16 protein-coding genes are annotated in these 17,250 nt (G+C 60.8%); all 16 read left to right on the forward strand.

Going from position 1 to position 17,250, the window contains the following annotated elements:
• Window positions 1-3: 3 nt before the first annotated feature.
• The 16 genes from Q1A06_RS18610 (at window position 4) to Q1A06_RS18685 (ending at window position 17,189) form a co-directional block, all read left to right on the forward strand.
• Entirely contained in the window at window positions 4-1,119 is a 1,116-nt protein-coding gene (locus tag Q1A06_RS18610) for an acyl-CoA dehydrogenase (RefSeq protein WP_299567115.1), read from the forward strand.
• 2 nt (window positions 1,120-1,121) lie between these two features.
• Window positions 1,122-1,943, forward strand: a complete 822-nt coding sequence (locus Q1A06_RS18615) for an SDR family oxidoreductase (RefSeq protein WP_299567117.1) — start codon at window positions 1,122-1,124, stop codon at window positions 1,941-1,943.
• The gene (locus tag Q1A06_RS18620) at window positions 1,943-2,869 is read left to right on the forward strand and encodes an SDR family NAD(P)-dependent oxidoreductase (RefSeq protein ID WP_299567119.1); all 927 of its coding nucleotides are present in this window, start codon (window positions 1,943-1,945) and stop codon (window positions 2,867-2,869) included. The genes Q1A06_RS18615 and Q1A06_RS18620 overlap by 1 nt, the downstream gene beginning before the upstream one ends.
• Window positions 2,870-2,893: 24 nt before the next feature.
• Entirely contained in the window at window positions 2,894-4,090 is a 1,197-nt protein-coding gene (locus tag Q1A06_RS18625; RefSeq protein WP_299567121.1) for an acetyl-CoA C-acyltransferase, read from the forward strand.
• 72 nt (window positions 4,091-4,162) lie between these two features.
• Complete coding sequence (locus tag Q1A06_RS18630) at window positions 4,163-5,155, forward strand: nitronate monooxygenase family protein (RefSeq protein ID WP_299567123.1); 993 nt, start codon at window positions 4,163-4,165, stop codon at window positions 5,153-5,155.
• 1 nt (window position 5,156) lies between these two features.
• Complete coding sequence (locus Q1A06_RS18635) at window positions 5,157-5,807, forward strand: histidine phosphatase family protein (protein ID WP_299567125.1); 651 nt, start codon at window positions 5,157-5,159, stop codon at window positions 5,805-5,807.
• Window positions 5,808-5,818: 11 nt separating this feature from the next.
• Window positions 5,819-6,850, forward strand: a complete 1,032-nt coding sequence (locus tag Q1A06_RS18640) for a phosphotransferase family protein (protein WP_299567127.1) — start codon at window positions 5,819-5,821, stop codon at window positions 6,848-6,850.
• 5 nt (window positions 6,851-6,855) lie between these two features.
• On the forward strand, window positions 6,856-7,650 hold the full coding sequence (locus Q1A06_RS18645) for an IclR family transcriptional regulator (RefSeq protein ID WP_299567129.1): 795 nt from the start codon (window positions 6,856-6,858) through the stop codon (window positions 7,648-7,650).
• A 393-nt stretch (window positions 7,651-8,043) separates the two neighbouring features.
• Window positions 8,044-9,288, forward strand: a complete 1,245-nt coding sequence (locus Q1A06_RS18650; RefSeq protein WP_299567131.1) for a branched-chain amino acid ABC transporter substrate-binding protein — start codon at window positions 8,044-8,046, stop codon at window positions 9,286-9,288.
• A gap of 81 nt (window positions 9,289-9,369) precedes the next feature.
• A complete protein-coding gene (locus tag Q1A06_RS18655; protein ID WP_299567133.1) occupies window positions 9,370-10,326 on the forward strand; it encodes a branched-chain amino acid ABC transporter permease in 957 nt (318 codons plus the stop codon).
• Window positions 10,323-11,684, forward strand: a complete 1,362-nt coding sequence (locus Q1A06_RS18660) for a branched-chain amino acid ABC transporter permease (protein WP_299567135.1) — start codon at window positions 10,323-10,325, stop codon at window positions 11,682-11,684. The genes Q1A06_RS18655 and Q1A06_RS18660 overlap by 4 nt, the downstream gene beginning before the upstream one ends.
• On the forward strand, window positions 11,681-12,442 hold the full coding sequence (locus Q1A06_RS18665) for an ABC transporter ATP-binding protein (RefSeq protein WP_299567137.1): 762 nt from the start codon (window positions 11,681-11,683) through the stop codon (window positions 12,440-12,442). The genes Q1A06_RS18660 and Q1A06_RS18665 overlap by 4 nt, the downstream gene beginning before the upstream one ends.
• A 14-nt stretch (window positions 12,443-12,456) precedes the next feature.
• Entirely contained in the window at window positions 12,457-13,140 is a 684-nt protein-coding gene (locus Q1A06_RS18670; protein WP_366523544.1) for an ABC transporter ATP-binding protein, read from the forward strand.
• Between the two features lie 15 nt (window positions 13,141-13,155).
• On the forward strand, window positions 13,156-14,361 hold the full coding sequence (locus Q1A06_RS18675) for a serine hydrolase domain-containing protein (protein WP_299567141.1): 1,206 nt from the start codon (window positions 13,156-13,158) through the stop codon (window positions 14,359-14,361).
• Entirely contained in the window at window positions 14,358-16,310 is a 1,953-nt protein-coding gene (locus tag Q1A06_RS18680; RefSeq protein ID WP_299567143.1) for an acetoacetate--CoA ligase, read from the forward strand. The genes Q1A06_RS18675 and Q1A06_RS18680 overlap by 4 nt, the downstream gene beginning before the upstream one ends.
• Window positions 16,311-16,319: 9 nt before the next feature.
• On the forward strand, window positions 16,320-17,189 hold the full coding sequence (locus tag Q1A06_RS18685; RefSeq protein WP_299567145.1) for an acyl-CoA thioesterase II: 870 nt from the start codon (window positions 16,320-16,322) through the stop codon (window positions 17,187-17,189).
• The last annotated feature ends 61 nt before the right edge of the window (window positions 17,190-17,250 follow it).

Here is a 17,250-nt window from a genome sequence, read left to right on the forward strand (position 1 = left end):
GACATGACCAAACTAGTGCTGACCGAAGAAGAAACGATGCTGGGCGACATGGCGCGCGGATTTCTTGACGGGGCTGCACCCGTCAAGGCGTTCCGCAAGCTGCGCGACGAGGGCAAGACCTTTGATGCGAAGCTGTGGAAGGAAATGGCCGACATGGGCTGGGCCGGGGTGCTGATATCCGAAGAGCAGGGCGGCTCTGACATGGGATATGCGGCCGCCAATGTGATCGCGCAGGAGATGGGCAAGACGCTGGTGGTCAGCCCGTTTCTGTCGACCGCCGTGATGGCGGCGACGGCCCTGCGGCAAGTGGGCGATACACGGGCCAAGGATGCACTGTCGAAGATCGCCAGCGGCGATCTGACCTATGCGCTGGCGATCGACGAGGGGATCAAACATGACCCCAACGCCACCGAGATGGACGCGAAGGCGGACGGCAATGGGTTCCGGCTGAATGGCAGGAAGACTTTTGTCGTCGACGGTGCCATGGCCGACAGGTTGCTGGTGCTGGCGAAAACCGGTGATGGTCTGACGCTGTTCGACATTCCGGCAGACCGCGCAGGAATCACTCGAGATGCGTCCAACATGATCGACGCCCGGGATGCGGCGCGGATCACCTTTGACGATGTCGAGGCGACGGGCGATGACGTTCTGGGCCAGGTCGACAGCGCGATGAGCGTTCTGAAGCCCGCGCTCGAAGCGGGACAGGCGGCACTGGCGGCGGAAACGGCTGGCCTTGCGGCGGGGGCTTTCGGCATGACGGTTGGCTACCTCAAGGAGCGCAAGCAATTCGGCACTCTGATCGGCAGCTTTCAGGCGTTGCAGCACCGTGCGGCGCACCTGTGGTGCGAAACCGAAGTCACCGCGTCGGCGGTTCTGAACGCGGGCCGCTTGCTCGACACTGATCCCGGCAATGCGACGCTGGCGGTCTCACTGGCCAAGGCGCGTGCCACCGCGACGGCCAAGCTGGCGGTGATCGAGGGTGTGCAGATGCACGGTGGTATTGGCATGACCGATGATTACGATATGGGTTTTTACATGAAGCGGGCGCGGGTCGCGGCGGAGTGGCTGGGAGATTACAGCTATCACGCCGAGAAAATCGCCGCACTGAGGGGATTCTGAGCATGGATATTCAGTCACTATTCGGGCTTGAGGGCAAAACAGTCCTTGTTACCGGCGGGGCCACCGGGATCGGCCGCATGGCTGCCGAGGCACTGGTGCGCGCGGGGGCAACCGTGTTGATTGCCAGCCGCAAGGGCGAGGCATGTGAAGCCGTCGCCGAAGAGCTCAACGATTTGGGCGCATCCGGCAAGGCGATCGGTTTTGCCGGGGACGTCGGCAGCGAAGAGGGTGTCGACGCCTTGGTCGCCGCCGTGAAGGAGCGGACGGAAACGCTCGATATCCTGATGAACAACGCCGGCCTGACATGGGGTGCCCCGCTGGGCGACTTCCCGTTCAAGGCGTGGGACAAGGTGATGAGCGTGAACGTCGCCGGGGTCTTCGACCTGACGCAAAAGCTGTTGCCGATGCTCAAGGCCGGGGGCAGCGTCGACGACCCGGCCCGCGTGATCAACGTAGGCTCTGTCATGGGCGAGCGGGAAATGGGCGACGGCGCTTACAGCTATTCCGCGTCCAAGGCCGCTGTCATGCATCTGACGCGGATACTGGCCAAGGAGTTGGCGGGCGATGCGATCACCGTCAATTCCTTGGCGCCGGGGCCCTTCGTCAGCCGCATGACCGCCTTTGCGACCCATGATACGGACATGCGCGACAAGGTTGGCAAAGATGTGCCGCTGCAGCGGGTCGGCCGCGAGGAAGACATCGCGGGCAGCGTTCTGTTCCTGTGTGGGCGCGGTGGTGCCTATGTCACCGGCGCGGCAATCCCGATTTCCGGCGGCATCAACGTGATGTCAGGGCCGAACATCTTTGAACAGGCGCTGCACTGATGGCTGATATTCAATTTGACGGACGGGTGGCGATTGTCACCGGCGCGGGGGTCGGCCTTGGCCGCTGTCACGCATTGGGTCTGGCCGCGCGTGGTGCCAAGGTTGTCGTCAATGATCTGGGCGTGGGCCGCGACGGTGTCGGCGCGTCGTCGGAGGCGGCGGATTCCGTGGTGGCCGAGATCAAGGCGGCGGGCGGCGAAGCGATGGCGCATGGCTGTGACGTGTCCGACGAGGACGGCGTCAGGGATATGGTCGCGCAGGCGATGGACGCCTGGGGCCGCATCGACGTGGTGGTCAACAACGCAGGTATCCTGCGCGACAAGACGTTCGCCAAGATGGACATGGCGGATTTCCGCAAAGTCGTGGATGTGCACCTGATCGGATCCGCCAACGTCTGCCATGCGTGCTGGCCGATCATGCGCGAACAGAAATACGGACGCATCGTTCTGACCTCCTCGGGGTCGGGGCTTTACGGTAATTTCGGGCAGTCGAATTACGGTGCCGCGAAGGCGGCCATGCTGGGGTTGATGAATGTCCTGCACATGGAAGGCGCGCGCGACAACATCCGCGTCAACACCCTGGCCCCGACGGCGGCGACACGGATGACCGAGGATCTATTGCCACCCGAGGCGCAGGAATTGCTTGCTCCCGAAACCATCACGCCGGGCTTGCTCTATCTGGTGAGCGACGACGGCCCGAGCCAGGTGATTCTTGGCGCGGGGGCGGGCAGCTTTGCCGAAACCCGCGTGTACGAGACGCGCGGCATCACCCTGACGGGCGACGACAACACCCCCGAAGCTGTCGCTGCGCAATTCGCGCAAATTCGAGATCCGCAAAATCAGGAACAACTGGGCGACGCATTCGGCCAGACCAAGAAATACGCCCTCAGTGCAGCCAAGGCCAGTGGCCTGAAGCTGGACTGGTAATTTAACTACAAAGGAGACTTCAACATGCGCGACGCAGTCATCGTATCCACAGCACGGACCCCCATTGGCAAAGCCTACCGGGGTGCGTTCAACAACACCACGCCACAGGCGCTTGCGGGCCACGTTATCGCCGAGGCGGTCAAGCGCGCCGGCGTCGACCCGGCGGAAATTCAGGATTGCCTCATGGGTTCCGCCCTGCAGCAGGGCCACGCGGCGGGCAACATCGCGCGTCAGGCGGCGATCCGTGCGGGTCTTCCGGTCACGGTTGCGGGCATGTCGCTGGATCGGCAGTGCGCCTCCGGCATGATGGCGATCGCCACGGCGGCCAAGCAGGTCATCACGGACGGCATGGACGTCGTCGTGGGCGGCGGTGTCGAAAGCATCTCGATGGTGCAGACGCCCGAAATGCGCGTCAAGGCCGATCCATGGCTTCAGGAGCACAAGCCCGCGATCTACATGTCGATGCTGGAAACCGCCGAAACGGTGGCAGAGCGGTACAACGTCAGCCGCGAGCGGCAGGACGAGTACGCTGCACGCAGCCAGGACCGCACCCATGCGGCACAGGAAGCGGGTAAGTTCGACGACGAGATCGTGCCGATGACATCCAAGATGATGGTGCAGAACAAGGAAACCAAGGAAATCAGCGAGCACGAAGTGACGCTGGAAAAGGACGAGGGCAACCGCCCCGGTACCTCCAAGGAAAGCCTTGCGGGTTTGCAGCCGGTGTTCAAGGACGGCATCGTCATCCAGGAAGGCAAATACATCACGGCCGGTAACGCGTCGCAGCTCAGCGATGGCGCCTCCGCGACCGTGGTGATGGAAGCGAAGAAGGCCGAACAGATGGGCCTGCAACCACTGGGCCGCTACGTCGGCGTGATGGCCGCGGGCTGCGAGCCCGACGAGATGGGCATCGGCCCGATCTACGCCGTGCCGCCGCTGCTCAAGGCACACGGGTTGACGATGGACGACATTGGCCTGTGGGAGCTGAACGAAGCCTTCGCCGTGCAGGTGATCCAGTCGCGCGATGTCCTGGGCATCCCCGACGATATCCTGAACGTCAACGGCGGTGCGATCTCCATCGGTCACCCCTACGGCATGTCCGGTGCGCGCATGGTCGGTCACGCGCTGATCGAGGGCAAGCGCCGCGGTGCGAAATACGTCGTCTGCACCATGTGCGTGGGCGGCGGAATGGGTGCTGCGGGCCTTTTCGAAGTCCTGTAAGCCTTGCGCTTTGCCAACAAGAGGGGCGGGTTTTCCCGCCCCCTCACCGTCAATATGCCATCAGGAGGCCCCATGCCCCGAGACGATTCCCACCTGCCAGAGGCGTTGCGCGGTCTGCGCATCCCGCTGATCGCATCGCCATTGTTCATCATCTCGGTGCCCAAGCTGGTCATCGCCCAGTGCAAGGCGGGCATCATCGGCGCATTTCCCGCGCTCAACGCGCGTGAGGGCAAGGGCGAGCATCCGCTGCTCGACACCTGGCTGACAGAGATCAAGGAAGAACTGGACCGCCACAACCAGGCGAACCCGGATACCCCTGCTGCGCCCTATGCGGTCAACCAGATCGTCCACCGCTCGAACGAGCGTCTGGAGCGGGATCTGGAGATTTGCGTCAAGCACGAGGTGCCGGTCTGGATCACGTCGCTGGGCGCGCGGGTAGAAGTCAACGAGGCGGCGCATTCGTGCGGTGGCATCGTGCTGCACGACATCATCAACAACAAATTCGCCAGGAAGGCTGTTGAGAAGGGCGCCGATGGTCTGGTTGCCGTGGCCGCCGGTGCAGGCGGACATGCGGGCCAACAATCGCCCTTCGCGCTCGTGCGCGAAATCCGCGAATGGTACGACGGGCCGATCGCGCTGTCGGGGGCGATAGCGACGGGCGAAAGCCTGTTGGCCGCGCGCGCGCTGGGGGCCGATCTGGGCTATACCGGTTCGCCGTTCATCGCCACGGACGAGGCCAACGCCGATCAGGCCTACAAGGATATGATCGTCGGCAGCGGTGCGGATGATATCGTGTATTCATCGCTGTTCACCGGCGTCTGGGGCAACTACCTGAAAGGGTCGGTCGAGGCAGCGGGCATGGATCCCGACAACCTGCCACAGGCCGACGCGTCGTCGATGAATTTCGGGTCGGACCGCGAAAAGCCGAAAGCCTGGAAAACGATCTGGGGGTCGGGCCAAGGCATCGGGGCGATCAAATCGGTCGGACCGGCCAGAAACATCGTGGACCGCATGGCGCGTGAATACGAAGCGGCGGGCAAAAAGCTGGCGGCCGAGTTCTCCTGAGATGGCCGAGCTTGTTATCATACGGCACGGACAGGCCTCTTTCGGACAGCAGAACTACGATGTGCTGTCTGATTTGGGACGTGCGCAGGCGCGGGCCGCCGGGGACTGGCTGCGCGGGATGGACTGGATCCCGGACCGGATTGTGACCGGCACGCTTGACCGGCAAATCGACACCGCCGTGGAAATGGGGTTCGGCGCGGACGGCGAACGTCACGCTGGCCTGAATGAATACGATTTTGCCGCACTTCTCGATGCGCGGTTCAACGGTAAGGTGCCAGACGTCGTAAAAGGCGACCGCAAGGAACATTTCCGGACGCTGCGCGACACTGTATTCGCGTGGCAGGACGGCGAGATCGACAACCCCTACGAGACGTGGGATGCTTTCGCGGACAGGGTCGAGGCGGCACGCGCCTTTGCCACCGATACGGCGGCAAGGCGGGTTCTGGTCGTAAGTTCGGGTGGCGTTATCGGGCAGCTTACGGCGGCGTCGCTGGGTGCTCCCGCGCGGCACATGATGCACTTGAACCTGCAAATCAAGAATGCGGCGATCACGCGGTTCGTGTTTTCGGGCCCGCTGTTTTCGTTGAATGAATTCAATACGACACCGCATTTCGCAACACCGGATGCAATCAAGCTGATGAGTTATAGCTAAGGGATACTGGCATGAGCGCCGACACACAGACACTCGACGAAGCGGCGGTTTCCGCCTACCTCAAAGATAATCTGCCCGGTTTCGAAGGGCCGATGGAGGTCACCAAGTTTCAGGGCGGGCAGTCGAACCCGACGTTCATGCTCAAGACACCGGCGCATGCCTATGTTCTGCGTCGCAAGCCACCGGGAATCCTGTTGAAATCCGCCCATGCGGTTGACCGCGAGTATCGTGTGCAAAAAGCACTGGCGGATACGGACGTGCCGGTGGCAAAAATGCATATCCTGTGCGAGGACGATGATGTCATCGGGTCGATGTTCTATATCATGGATCATGTGGAAGGGCGCAATTTTAACCTGCCCGCCATGCCCGAGGAAACGAACGAGAACCGTGGCAAGATCATCGACGAGATGAACCGCGTGCTGGCGGCTCTTCACATGGTGGACATCGACGCGGTGGGTCTGTCGGATTATGGCCCCGAAGGAAACTATTTCGAACGGCAGGTCGGGCGTTGGTCGAAACAGTACCGTGCATCCGAAACCGAGAAGATCCCGGCGATGGACCAGTTGATGGACGCGCTCGTCGCCGAGCGTCCCGAAGACGACGGCCAGCGCACGCTGGTGCACGGCGATTACCGGATCGACAACATGATCTTTGCCAAGGATGGCACCGATTGCCGCGCGGTTCTGGATTGGGAGTTGTCGACCATCGGCCACCCCTTTGCCGATCTCGCCGCCGTCATCATGCAATGGCAAATGCCCGGGAACACCGAAGGACGGGGTCTGGCAGGGATCGACCGCGCCAGCATCGGTATCCCGACCGACGAGGAATTCATTGCGGCCTATTGCGCGCGGCGCGGCCTCAAGGGCATCGACAATTTCGGCTACTACCTCGGGTTCAACTTCTTCCGCATGGCGGCGATCATCCAGGGGGTTCTGAAGCGCGCGCTCGACGGGAATGCGTCCAATCCCGAACGGGCGATGAAGGTGGGCCAGTACGTGCCGGTGTTCGCGCAGCACGGGCTTGACGCCCTGAAGCGGGGGTAACGGCAGTGGATCCGCTTGGTACAGATCTGACTGAGGAGAAGGACCGCAACTTCGTGACCGCGCTGGCGCGGGGTCTGGAGATTCTTCGCTGCTTTCGCCGCGATGACATGACCCTGACCAACAGCGATTTTTCCGAACGCACGGGCCTGCCGAAAGCCACTATTTCGCGGCTGACCCACACTCTGTGCGCGCTCGACTATCTTGTGGCGGACACCCGAGTCGGTACATACCGTCTGAGCGCGGGCGTGTTGCGGCTTGGCTTCAGCCGCCTTGCCGCAATGGAAATGCGTGACCGTGCCAAGCACGAGATGCGCGCGCTGCGTCTGGACGGACCCAACTCGTTCGTCACCGTGGCACTGGGCGAGCAACACCGCACCGAGGTTATTTATCTAGCAACGGAGACCTCGACGGAACACATCACATTGATGGTGCATGTCGGAACGCGGCTACCTTTGTTTCATTCCGCCATCGGCAAGGCGATCCTGGTCGCGACCCCGCAAGAGCGTTGCGACCAGATTTTCAGTTTTGCCCGCGAACGCGGCAAGGCCTTCGAGATCGAGGCGCGCACCATTTATGAGGACGCAAAGCGGGAGTATGCCCTCAAGGGGTATTGCACCGGGTTTGGCAACTGGCGGTCGGATGTGAACGGCATCGCTGTCCCGGTCCACTCGCTAGGCGATGGCCGCATCTACGGATTGAACGTGGGCGGGCCGTCTTACCAAGTCAAACCAAAGCAGCTTGAAAATGTCTATGCCGAACGGCTGATGAAAGTGGCACAGGGGCTGAGCCTGCAACAGTAGCCCGGAATCAACGGGCGCTTGTTCCGCACAGCGGAACGATCGGGGGAGCCGCCGAGTCTTTCCTTGCCGGCTACAGACGCCGAAAGCGCCCTATGCGGCATGCGGCCGAACCTACTTTCGGGGTTGCGACCGCCGCCGATCCGGCGGGACTGCGTTCGCAGAGCGTCTCCTCGTAAACAATTGAAATGTATCATGATAAATTCATTATTTCGCTAACGTGACGGAAGGTCAACCCTGCGGATATCGGTGCCGCGCCTGTCAAGAAAATTTCAAATAGCCATGACAAATCGCACCTGAATGCTTGACTTACACGGGGGGTGTGCAACGATCAAAAACAGGTCCGAGACTTGAAAAATCGCACCACAGCGATGGACCGTCCTAGGGAGGAAAGAAATGAAGAAAACCACCAAGCTTGGTGCGGTCTCCGCACTCTCACTTGTCATCGGCGCAAGCGCCGCATTCGCCGAGAATATCAAGATCGGATTCATCGATCCCCTGTCCGGCCCATTTGCAAGCACCGGTGCGAACGGCTTGCACCAGCTTGAGTTCGCCGCGGACTATATGGTCAACCAGAACGGCGGTGTTCTTGACGGCGACATGTTCGAAGTCATTGGTTTCGACAACAAGACAAGCCCGAAAGAATCGCTGATCCAGCTTCAGGTCGCTATCGACCAGGGGATCCGCTATATCGTGCAGGGCAACGGCTCGGCCGTGGCGCTCGCGCTGACCGAAGCGATCGACAAGCATAACCGTCGCAATCCCGATAGCCGCGTTCTGTTCCTGAACTACGCCGCTGTCGATCCTGCGCTGACCAACGAAAAGTGCAACTTCTGGCACTTTCGTTTCGATGCAAACGCCGACATGAAAATGGACGCGATGACGGATGTGATCGCCGAGGATGACTCCATCAAGAAGGTCTATGTCATCGGTCAGGACTACTCCTTCGGCAAGGCCGTCGCCGACGCCGCAGTCAGCATGCTGGACGAGAAGCGGTCCGACATTGAAGTCGTCGGCAACGAATTGCACCCCATCGGCAAGGTGAAGGACTTCACCCCCTACTCGCGCAAGATCGTCGCATCCGGTGCGGATGCCGTGATCACCGGCAACTGGGGCGCGGACATGCTGGGTCTGGGTAAATCCATCATCGAAAACGGCTTTGACGGACCGATCTACACTTACTATGGTGCCGGTTCGGGGATGACAGCCGCATTCGGCGAGACAGGCAAAGGTGTTATTCGTCTGGTGTCAGAAGGGATCGTAAACCCGCCGCCAACCGAAGAAGCATCCGCGTACTATGACGCGTTTTCTGCCAAATACCCCGAAGGCAATGTCGACCAGACCCGGATTTCCAATACGGTCGGGATGCTTGCCGAAGCGATCAAGAAAGCCGGTACAGCGGATGATGTCGTCGCCGTTGCGAAAGCCCTCGAAGGCATGGAGTACCAGACGATCTGGGGTTCCAAGGTCATGATGCGTCCCGAAGACCATCAGGCGATCCAGAACATCAACATTCTGAACCATACGGATGAAGATGTGACGTATACCTTCGACAGCTCGACATTCGGCGTTGTGAACGAAGCGACCGTCGAAATGGCGTCCGCCGATATCGCCACAACCTGCGAGATGAAGCGCCCTTAACTGCGCGCTGCATCCTGCCTGCCTTCCGACCATGGAAGGCAGGCACCTATAACCCGCATCACCACTCTACCGGAGGGGCCAATGGACCTCATTCTCGTCAATCTGATCGACGGGCTGGTGACAGGACTGCTGCTTTTCATGCTGTCCGCCGGCCTGACCCTTATTTTCTCGATGATGGGTGTATTGAATTTTGCCCACGCAAGTTTCTACATGCTAGGCGCGTATTTCGCCTATCAGATCAGCATTGCGCTGGGGTTCTGGATGGGCCTTCTGATCGCGCCGCTGATCGTCGGCGTGCTGGGCGCCGGCGTCGAACGCTATGGCTTACGCCGGGTGCACAAATACGGCCACGTCCCCGAGTTGATCTTTACCTTCGGTCTGGCGTTGCTGATCGAGGAACTGGTGCAATTCATCTGGGGTAAGAACCAGATGCCCTACAACGTACCGGACATCCTCAACTTTACCGCATTCGCCATCTCCGGCGCCGCGATCCCGGCGTACAAGATCTTCATGATCTTCGTGTCGGTGGCCATCTTCATCGGCCTGCTCTTCGTTCTGACCAAAACCCGCGTCGGCATGATCATTCAGGCCGCACTCAGCTATCCGCGCACTGTCGAGGCGCTGGGGCACAACGTGCCGCTGATCTTTATGGGCGTCTTTGGCGTCGGCACGGCGCTGGCCGGTGTTGCCGGTGTGATCGCCGGACCGGTGCTTGGCACGTTTCCGGGCATGGCATTCGTCCTCGGGTCCATCGTGTTCGTGACCATCGTGATCGGTGGCCTCGGCTCGCTTTGGGGGGCGTTGGTCGCATCGCTGTTGATCGGCTGGATCACCACCTTCGCGAAATCCTACAACATCGAGATGGAGAACATCCTGAACGGATTGGGAATCTCGACGCCGGAAAACCTCGACGAGAGTATCTTCCGTGACCTGTGGAGCCTCACGAGCCCCCAAATCGCCGATATCCTTCCCTACATCCTGATGGTGCTGATCCTCATCTTCCGCCCTGCAGGACTTTTCGGAAAGCGCAGCACATGAGCCAATTTGATCCCGATACCGACCTGCCCAAAGGGGCACGCCCCAAAGAGCAGATCACGACCGATCCCTCGCGCCCGTCCGAGAGGATGCAGTTCCGGCCATTGATGATCGCCGTCGCGCCTTGGGTTATCGCGTCTGCCGCGTTGCTGATGTTGCCGCTGGTGTTCACCAACAACTCCGCGCTGACGATCATGAACCAGATGTCGATCACGATCGTCTTCGCGCTGGCCTATAACATGCTGCTGGGACAGGGCGGGATGCTGTCGTTCGGCCATGCCGTCTATGCCGGTGTCGGCGGGTTTGCGTGTATGCACATCATGAACATGTCTGATTTCTTCGCCAGCTTCCCGCTGGTGATCCTGCCGCTGTTCGGCGGTCTGTTCGGCATGGGGCTGGCAATGATCGTGGGCGCGTTTTCGACACGTTCGGCGGGTACCGTGTTTGCGATGATCTCGCTCGGTGTCGGCGAATTGATCGCGGCATGTTCCGTCATAATCGTCGCCTTTTTCGGCGGCGAGGGCGGGGTGTCCGGTGACCGGACCTATGCCCAGCCCTTCTTCGGGGTCGAATTTCTGCAACAGATCGAGGTGTACTACCTCACCGCTGCCTGGGTCGTTCTCTCGGCGCTGCTGATGTACCTGTGGAGCCGCACGCCCGTCGGTCGGATGGCCAACGCCGTACGCGACAACCCCGAACGCGCCGAATTCCTCGGCTACTCATCGCGCTGGGTCCGGTTTTACAGCTTCGTCGCGTCCGGCTTCTTCGCCGGTGTGTCGGGCGGGCTTTTCGCCATCAACTACGAGATCCTGACCGAGGAAAACCTGAACACGGCCTCTTCCGGCGTGATCCTTCTGGTGACGTTCCTTGGCGGCGTCGGGTTCTTCTTCGGGCCGATTATCGGTGCGGTGGTGTTCACGCTGGTCCAGACCGTTCTCAGCCTCCAGACAGAGCTTTGGGCCTTCTATGCCGGCTCGCTGTTCCTCGCGACTGTCATGTTCTTTCCCGGCGGTCTGGCGGGTCTGATCATGATGCACGTGCCCGCGTTCAAGATGGGGCGTGCGCGGCTGCTCATCGTGCCGTATCTGCGAACACTGCTACCGGCGGCGATCGGCATTCTCGGCCTCGCGGCCCTGGTCGAGATGATGTTCCACTTTCGCCACGCGGCAACCGGGGATAACGAGATGACGCTGTTCTGGACGACCTTCGACAGCCACGCGATTCTCCCCTGGATCATCGCGGGCGCAATCACGCTGATCGGGCTGGGCATTGCCCGTGCCACCGCGCCCTCTCTCAAAGATGCGTGGAATTCGGCGAACACGGCACCTGCATCCCAGACTGTGAAAGGAGGTGCCGCATGAGCACGCCCGCTCTCGAACTCAAAGGTCTCAAGAAGAGCTTTGGCAAGGCGGAGATCATCAGGGGCATCGACCTGAGCATCGGCAAGGCGGAACGCCATGCGGTGATCGGGCCGAACGGCGCCGGTAAATCGACCCTTTTCAATCTGATCACGGCCCGTTTCGCGCCGACGGCCGGTACGGTCAAGCTGCACGGCGAAGACCTGACCGGACTTGAGCCGTTCCAGATCAACCGCAAGGGGTTGTCTCGGTCCTTTCAGATCACCAACATCTTTCCGGCGATGACGGTATTCGAAAATGTCCGCTGCGCTCTTTTATGGTCCATGGGGTACAGGTATTCCTTCTGGGACATGGTCAACCGCAAGCGGGACTTGACCGAAGGGACAGAAGCCGTGCTGGAGCAAATCAACCTGTCCGAGCGGAGTCACCTGCCCGCAGGTACGCTCAGCTACGCCGAACAACGCGCGCTGGAAATCGGGATCACCATCGCGGGCGGCGCGAACGTAATCATGCTGGATGAACCGACGGCGGGGATGAGCCATTCGGAAACCGACTATATCACCGATCTGATCCTGAAGGTCACCGAAGGCAAGACGCTGATCATGGTGGAGCACGACATGGGCGTCGTCTTCGGGCTGGCGGACCGGATCAGCGTGCTGGTCTACGGAGAGATCATCGCGACCGGCAAACCCGCCGACGTGCGCGCCGATGCGCGCGTGCAAGAAGCCTATCTTGGCGCGGCATTGGAGGCAGAACATTGATCGAAGTCACAGACATGCACGCCTACTACGGAAAATCGCACATCCTTCAGGGTGTGTCGATGAATGTGCAGGAGGGCGAGATCGTGGCCCTGTTGGGCCGCAACGGCGTGGGGCGGTCGACCACATGCAAGGCGATCATGGGCGAGGTTACACCGCACGGATCGGTCAAGTTCAAAGGTCAGGAAATATCCGGCAAGAAGGCGTACGAAGTCGCCAATCTGGGGATCGGTTATGTGCCGGAGAATCGCGATATCTTTCCGGGGCTGACGACACGCCAGAACCTGACACTTGGGCTTAAGCCCGGCCAGAAGGATGGAACCGGACGCTGGTCGATGGAGAACATGTTCGACATGTTCGAAAATCTCAGACGCCGCGCCGATGTCGAGGCATCGGTGCTCTCTGGGGGAGAGCAGCAAATGCTCACGATGTGCCGTACCCTGATGGGGGATCCGGAATTCATCATGATCGACGAACCAACCGAAGGGTTGAGCCCGCAAATGGTGCAAAAAGTCGCCGAAGTGCTCAAGGAGATCGCAAAGCGCGGTATTTCCACACTTTTGGTCGAGCAAAAACTGTCGATCGCCATGGATATCGCGGATCGCGTCTATGTCATGGGTCACGGGCAGGTTGTCTTTGAGGGTACGCCCAATGAGTTGAAAAACCGCGAAGACGTGCGTAAGGAATGGCTCGAAGTTTGAGCAAAGGACAGCCCGATGACCGGTTATGACCAGCCCCGCCTCGACCGTATCGCGACATGGATGCAAAGCTACATAGACACGCGCCGGTTCGCCGGCGCGTCCGTCCTTGTCGCGCAGGGTGGGCAGGAAGTATACTATCACGACTGCGGGCTGCGCGATCTGGCCCGCGCGACACCATTCCAGCGCGATACCGTTGCGCGCATCTATTCGATGACCAAACCGATCACGTCCGTTGCCCTGATGATGCTCGCCGAGCGCGGATTGTTTCACCTTGATGCACCGCTGTCGGAATTCATCCCCGCATTCAATGATATGGAATGCCTGATCACCGGCGCCACGACGATCGACGACGTGACGCGTTGCGCCACGCCGACGCTGCACCAGTTGCTGACCCACACCTCCGGTCTGAGCTATCCGTTCAATCCTGGTGTCCTGGGCGAGAAGATGGCCGACGAAGACATCATATTCCGGTCCAACCAGGGAACTCTGGCACAGATGTGCGACCGCGTCGCCGACCTGCCGCTTGCCTTTCACCCCGGCACCCGGTGGGAGTATTCCGTCAGTATCGACATTCTGGGTCATGTGATCGAAGTGGTTTCGGGCAAAACGCTCGAGCAGTTCTTCGTCGAAGAGATCTTTGATCCGCTGGGTATGAACGAGACGCGGTTTTCCGTACCCGTCACCGCACGTGACAGGTTCTCTGCTCTCTACACGCCGCTGGCGGGCAGCGGCTTTTCTCTCGGTAGGGTCGACAACACCAACGAAACGCTGCGGCTGATCGACGATGTCGAGGGATCGCCCTTTCTCGACGCCAAGATGTATTCCGGCGGCGGCGGATTGGTCGGCACAATAGACGATTACCTGAAATTCGCCGAAATGATGCGCACCGGCGGTGCCGGCCTGATCGGGCCAAAGACGTTGTCCTTCATGATGCGCAACCATCTCAATGGCGACATTGCTTCGATGGGACCGTCAAGTTTTGCCGAACAGCCCATGGAAGGCATGGGGTTCGGACTTGGCGGTGCGGTCGTGCTGGACCCGGGCCGGTCGCGTACGCCTTCGAGCATCGGCGATTACAGCTGGGGCGGCATGGCATCGACGTTTTTCTGGATCGACCCGCAAACGGAGACGTCCGTGATCTTTTTCACCCAACTTTCGCCAAGCAGCGCGTACCCCGCCCGTCCGCAGCTCAAGGCACTGGTGCATGGAGCGATGACATGAGCGATATTTTATGGACCCCGACGGCCGAGCGGGCCGAAAGTTCGACGATGGCCGATTTCGAGCGGTTTCTCGGTGACACGCGCGATCTTTCGTTTGAGGATTACAACGAGATGTGGCGCTGGAGCGTGTCCGACCTTGAGGCGTTCTGGGCCGCGATCTGGGATTTCTTCGAGATCCGCGCAAGTGTGCCGTACAAGCGCATTCTGGCGTCGCGCGAGATGCCCGGTGCCGAATGGTGCCCCGGTGTGATGCTCAATTACACCGACCAGATCCTCAAGCATGCCGATGGCCACGAAAACGAACCCGCGATCATCTCGTACTCCGAAACTGCGGGGCGGGTCGAACTGAGCTGGGGCGAATTGCGCCGTCAGGTCGCCTCTGTCGCGGCAGAGCTGCGCGAGATGGGTGTGGAGCAGGGCGACCGTGTCGCGGCGATCCTGCCGAACACAGAAACTGCGCTGATCGCGTTTCTGGCAAGCGCCAGCCTGGGTGCGGCATGGTCGCTCTGCGCGCCCGATATGGGCCATGTCGCGATCCTGGACCGGTTCAGGCAGATCGCGCCGAAAGTGCTGATCGCGCAGGATGGTTACGTTCACGCCGGCAAAACCATCGACCGGCGTGAGGTTTTGGCCGAAATCGACGCGCAATTGCCCAGCGTGGTCCAATTCGTCACCTTGCCCATGGTCGGCGATCTACCTGAGGGACACGTCGCATGGGGCGATTTGACCCGCCATGATGCCGAATATGCCTCGGTACAGGTGCCGTTTGATCAGCCCTTGTGGATCGTCTATTCGTCCGGCACCACCGGAAACCCCAAGCCGCTCGTGCATGGTCACGGCGGCATCGTTCTGGAAGCCGCGAAGCAATCGCTGCACCATGATCTGCGCCAAGGTGACAGGTTCTGCTGGCTTACATCGTCGGGCTGGATCATGTGGAACGCGCAATGGGTTGCGCTGGGGCAGGGGGCAACGGTGTGCCTTTACGACGGCGCGCCAAATCATCCCGACATGCTGGCCGTCTGGCGCTTCGTCGCGGACGAGCGGATCAACTATTTTGGCGCCGGTGCGGCGTTCTTCAGCGGCTGCCTCAAGGCGGGCGTGACCCCGCGCACCGAGGTGGATCTTGATGCGCTCGTCTCCCTCGGCTCTACCGGTTCACCGCTCAGCAGCGATGCCTACGCCTGGATTTACCGCGATGTGAAACCCGATGTCTGGCTCGCGCCGATTTCGGGCGGCACCGATCTGGCCGGTGCATTCGTAATGGGCCACCCCGGCATGCCGGTGCGCGCGGGCGAGATGCAGTGCCGCGCTTTGGGCAATGCCGTGCGCGCCTTCGGACCGGACGGCGAAGAGCTGATTGGTGAAGTCGGCGAACTCGTATGCACCGAACCGCTGCCGTCGATGCCGCTTTTCTTCTGGGGCGACGATGACGGATCGCGCCTGCACGAAAGCTACTTCGACACCTATCCCGGCGTCTGGCGCCACGGCGACTGGATTTCCATTGACGCAAAAGGGGCCAGCGTAATCTATGGCCGCTCTGACGCCACGATCAACCGCAAGGGTCTGCGGCTCGGGTCCGCCGAAATATACCAGGCGGTAGAGGCACTTCCAGAGATCGCGGATTCCCTCGTCATCGATCTCGAGTTTCTGGGCCGTGACAGCTTCATGCCGCTCTTCGTGGTGCCGGCCGCCGGCGTGGCTTTCGACGACGCGCTCAAGGACAAGATCAACGCCGCCATCCGAAGCAGCGTCTCGGCGCGCTTCATCCCCAACGAAATTATCGAAGTCGCCGAGATACCCCGGACACTGTCGGGTAAAAAGCTTGAGGTTCCCGTCAAAAAGCTGTTGTTGGGAGGAGATGCGGAGACGGTCGTCAATCGCGACAGCATGGCCAATCCCGACAGCTTCGATTTCTTCATCGCCTATGCCGCGGCACGGGCCCCTGCCTGAGGCCCTTTCATGAGCACCGTAGCCGACCAACTTCTCGAACTTCTCGACATCGAACAGCTTGAGGTAGACCTGTTCCGCGGGATCGGATCGGGTGGCGAGACGACAACGCGAATCTTCGGCGGTCACGTCATAGCACAGGCCCTGATGGCCGCGTACAGGACAGTTCCGGACCGGCTGTGCCACAGTCTGCACGCCTATTTCATCCGTCCCGGCGATCCCGAGATCCCCGTTGTCTATCAGGTCGACCGCGCCCGAGATGGCGGCAGCTTCACAACCCGCCGAGTGGTCGCGATCCAGCATGGCAAACAGATCTTCAATCTCTCTGCGTCCTTCCATGTCGAAGAAAGTGGCTGGAAGTACCAGCACGAGATGCCCCAGGTCGGCGCACCCGAGGATTGGCCCAACCGGGACGAACTGCGCGATGCACACGCCGATAAGATCCCGGAACGCCACCGCGCCGATTTCCTGCGTGAACGCCCCATCGAACTGCGCGAGGTCGCCCCGCGCGATTTCCTCACGCCGGAAAAGACGACGGACCGCAATCAACTGTGGTTCCGGATGGAGGCGGCGCAGGGGCAGGGACCGCAAATGCAGCATTGCCTGCTCGCCTACGCCTCCGACATGAACCTGCTTGGATCGTCGCTTCGCCCGCACGGGGTTACCTGGTTCCAAGGCAATGTGATGAGCGCGAGCCTCGACCACGCCATGTGGTTTCACGCCCCTATCGAGTTCTCGGACTGGCACCTCTACGATCTCGACGCGCCCTGGACCGGCAAGGCGCGGGGATTCAACCGCGGTTCCATCTACAACGCCAGCGGTGAGCTCGTGGCAAGTGTCGCTCAGGAAGGCCTGATGCGACCGCTCAATAAAGAGGGCTGATTGCCCATTTCTTTTGGCTGAAAATATCCCGGCACGGACGCCCGCCACACAGGCCGACATC

It is taken from the genome of uncultured Sulfitobacter sp., from assembly GCF_947497275.1.
Lineage (GTDB): Bacteria > Pseudomonadota > Alphaproteobacteria > Rhodobacterales > Rhodobacteraceae > Sulfitobacter.

Bases quoted from the DNA above. Each gene is read 5' to 3' on its own strand.
- Q1A06_RS18680 (WP_299567143.1), top strand. From the start codon at position 14,358: ATGAGCGATATTTTATGGACCCCGACGGCCGAGCGGGCCGAAAGTTCG.
- Q1A06_RS18610 (WP_299567115.1), top strand. From the start codon at position 4: ATGACCAAACTAGTGCTGACCGAAGAAGAAACGATGCTGGGCGACATG.
- Q1A06_RS18620 (WP_299567119.1), top strand. From the start codon at position 1,943: ATGGCTGATATTCAATTTGACGGACGGGTGGCGATTGTCACCGGCGCG.
- Q1A06_RS18655 (WP_299567133.1), top strand. From the start codon at position 9,370: ATGGACCTCATTCTCGTCAATCTGATCGACGGGCTGGTGACAGGACTG.
- Q1A06_RS18625 (WP_299567121.1), top strand. From the start codon at position 2,894: ATGCGCGACGCAGTCATCGTATCCACAGCACGGACCCCCATTGGCAAA.
- Q1A06_RS18660 (WP_299567135.1), top strand. From the start codon at position 10,323: ATGAGCCAATTTGATCCCGATACCGACCTGCCCAAAGGGGCACGCCCC.
- Q1A06_RS18640 (WP_299567127.1), top strand. From the start codon at position 5,819: ATGAGCGCCGACACACAGACACTCGACGAAGCGGCGGTTTCCGCCTAC.
- Q1A06_RS18685 (WP_299567145.1), top strand. From the start codon at position 16,320: ATGAGCACCGTAGCCGACCAACTTCTCGAACTTCTCGACATCGAACAG.
- Q1A06_RS18630 (WP_299567123.1), top strand. From the start codon at position 4,163: ATGCCCCGAGACGATTCCCACCTGCCAGAGGCGTTGCGCGGTCTGCGC.
- Q1A06_RS18650 (WP_299567131.1), top strand. From the start codon at position 8,044: ATGAAGAAAACCACCAAGCTTGGTGCGGTCTCCGCACTCTCACTTGTC.
- Q1A06_RS18675 (WP_299567141.1), top strand. From the start codon at position 13,156: ATGACCGGTTATGACCAGCCCCGCCTCGACCGTATCGCGACATGGATG.
- Q1A06_RS18615 (WP_299567117.1), top strand. From the start codon at position 1,122: ATGGATATTCAGTCACTATTCGGGCTTGAGGGCAAAACAGTCCTTGTT.
- Q1A06_RS18670 (WP_366523544.1), top strand. From the start codon at position 12,457: ATGCACGCCTACTACGGAAAATCGCACATCCTTCAGGGTGTGTCGATG.
- Q1A06_RS18665 (WP_299567137.1), top strand. From the start codon at position 11,681: ATGAGCACGCCCGCTCTCGAACTCAAAGGTCTCAAGAAGAGCTTTGGC.
- Q1A06_RS18635 (WP_299567125.1), top strand. From the start codon at position 5,157: ATGGCCGAGCTTGTTATCATACGGCACGGACAGGCCTCTTTCGGACAG.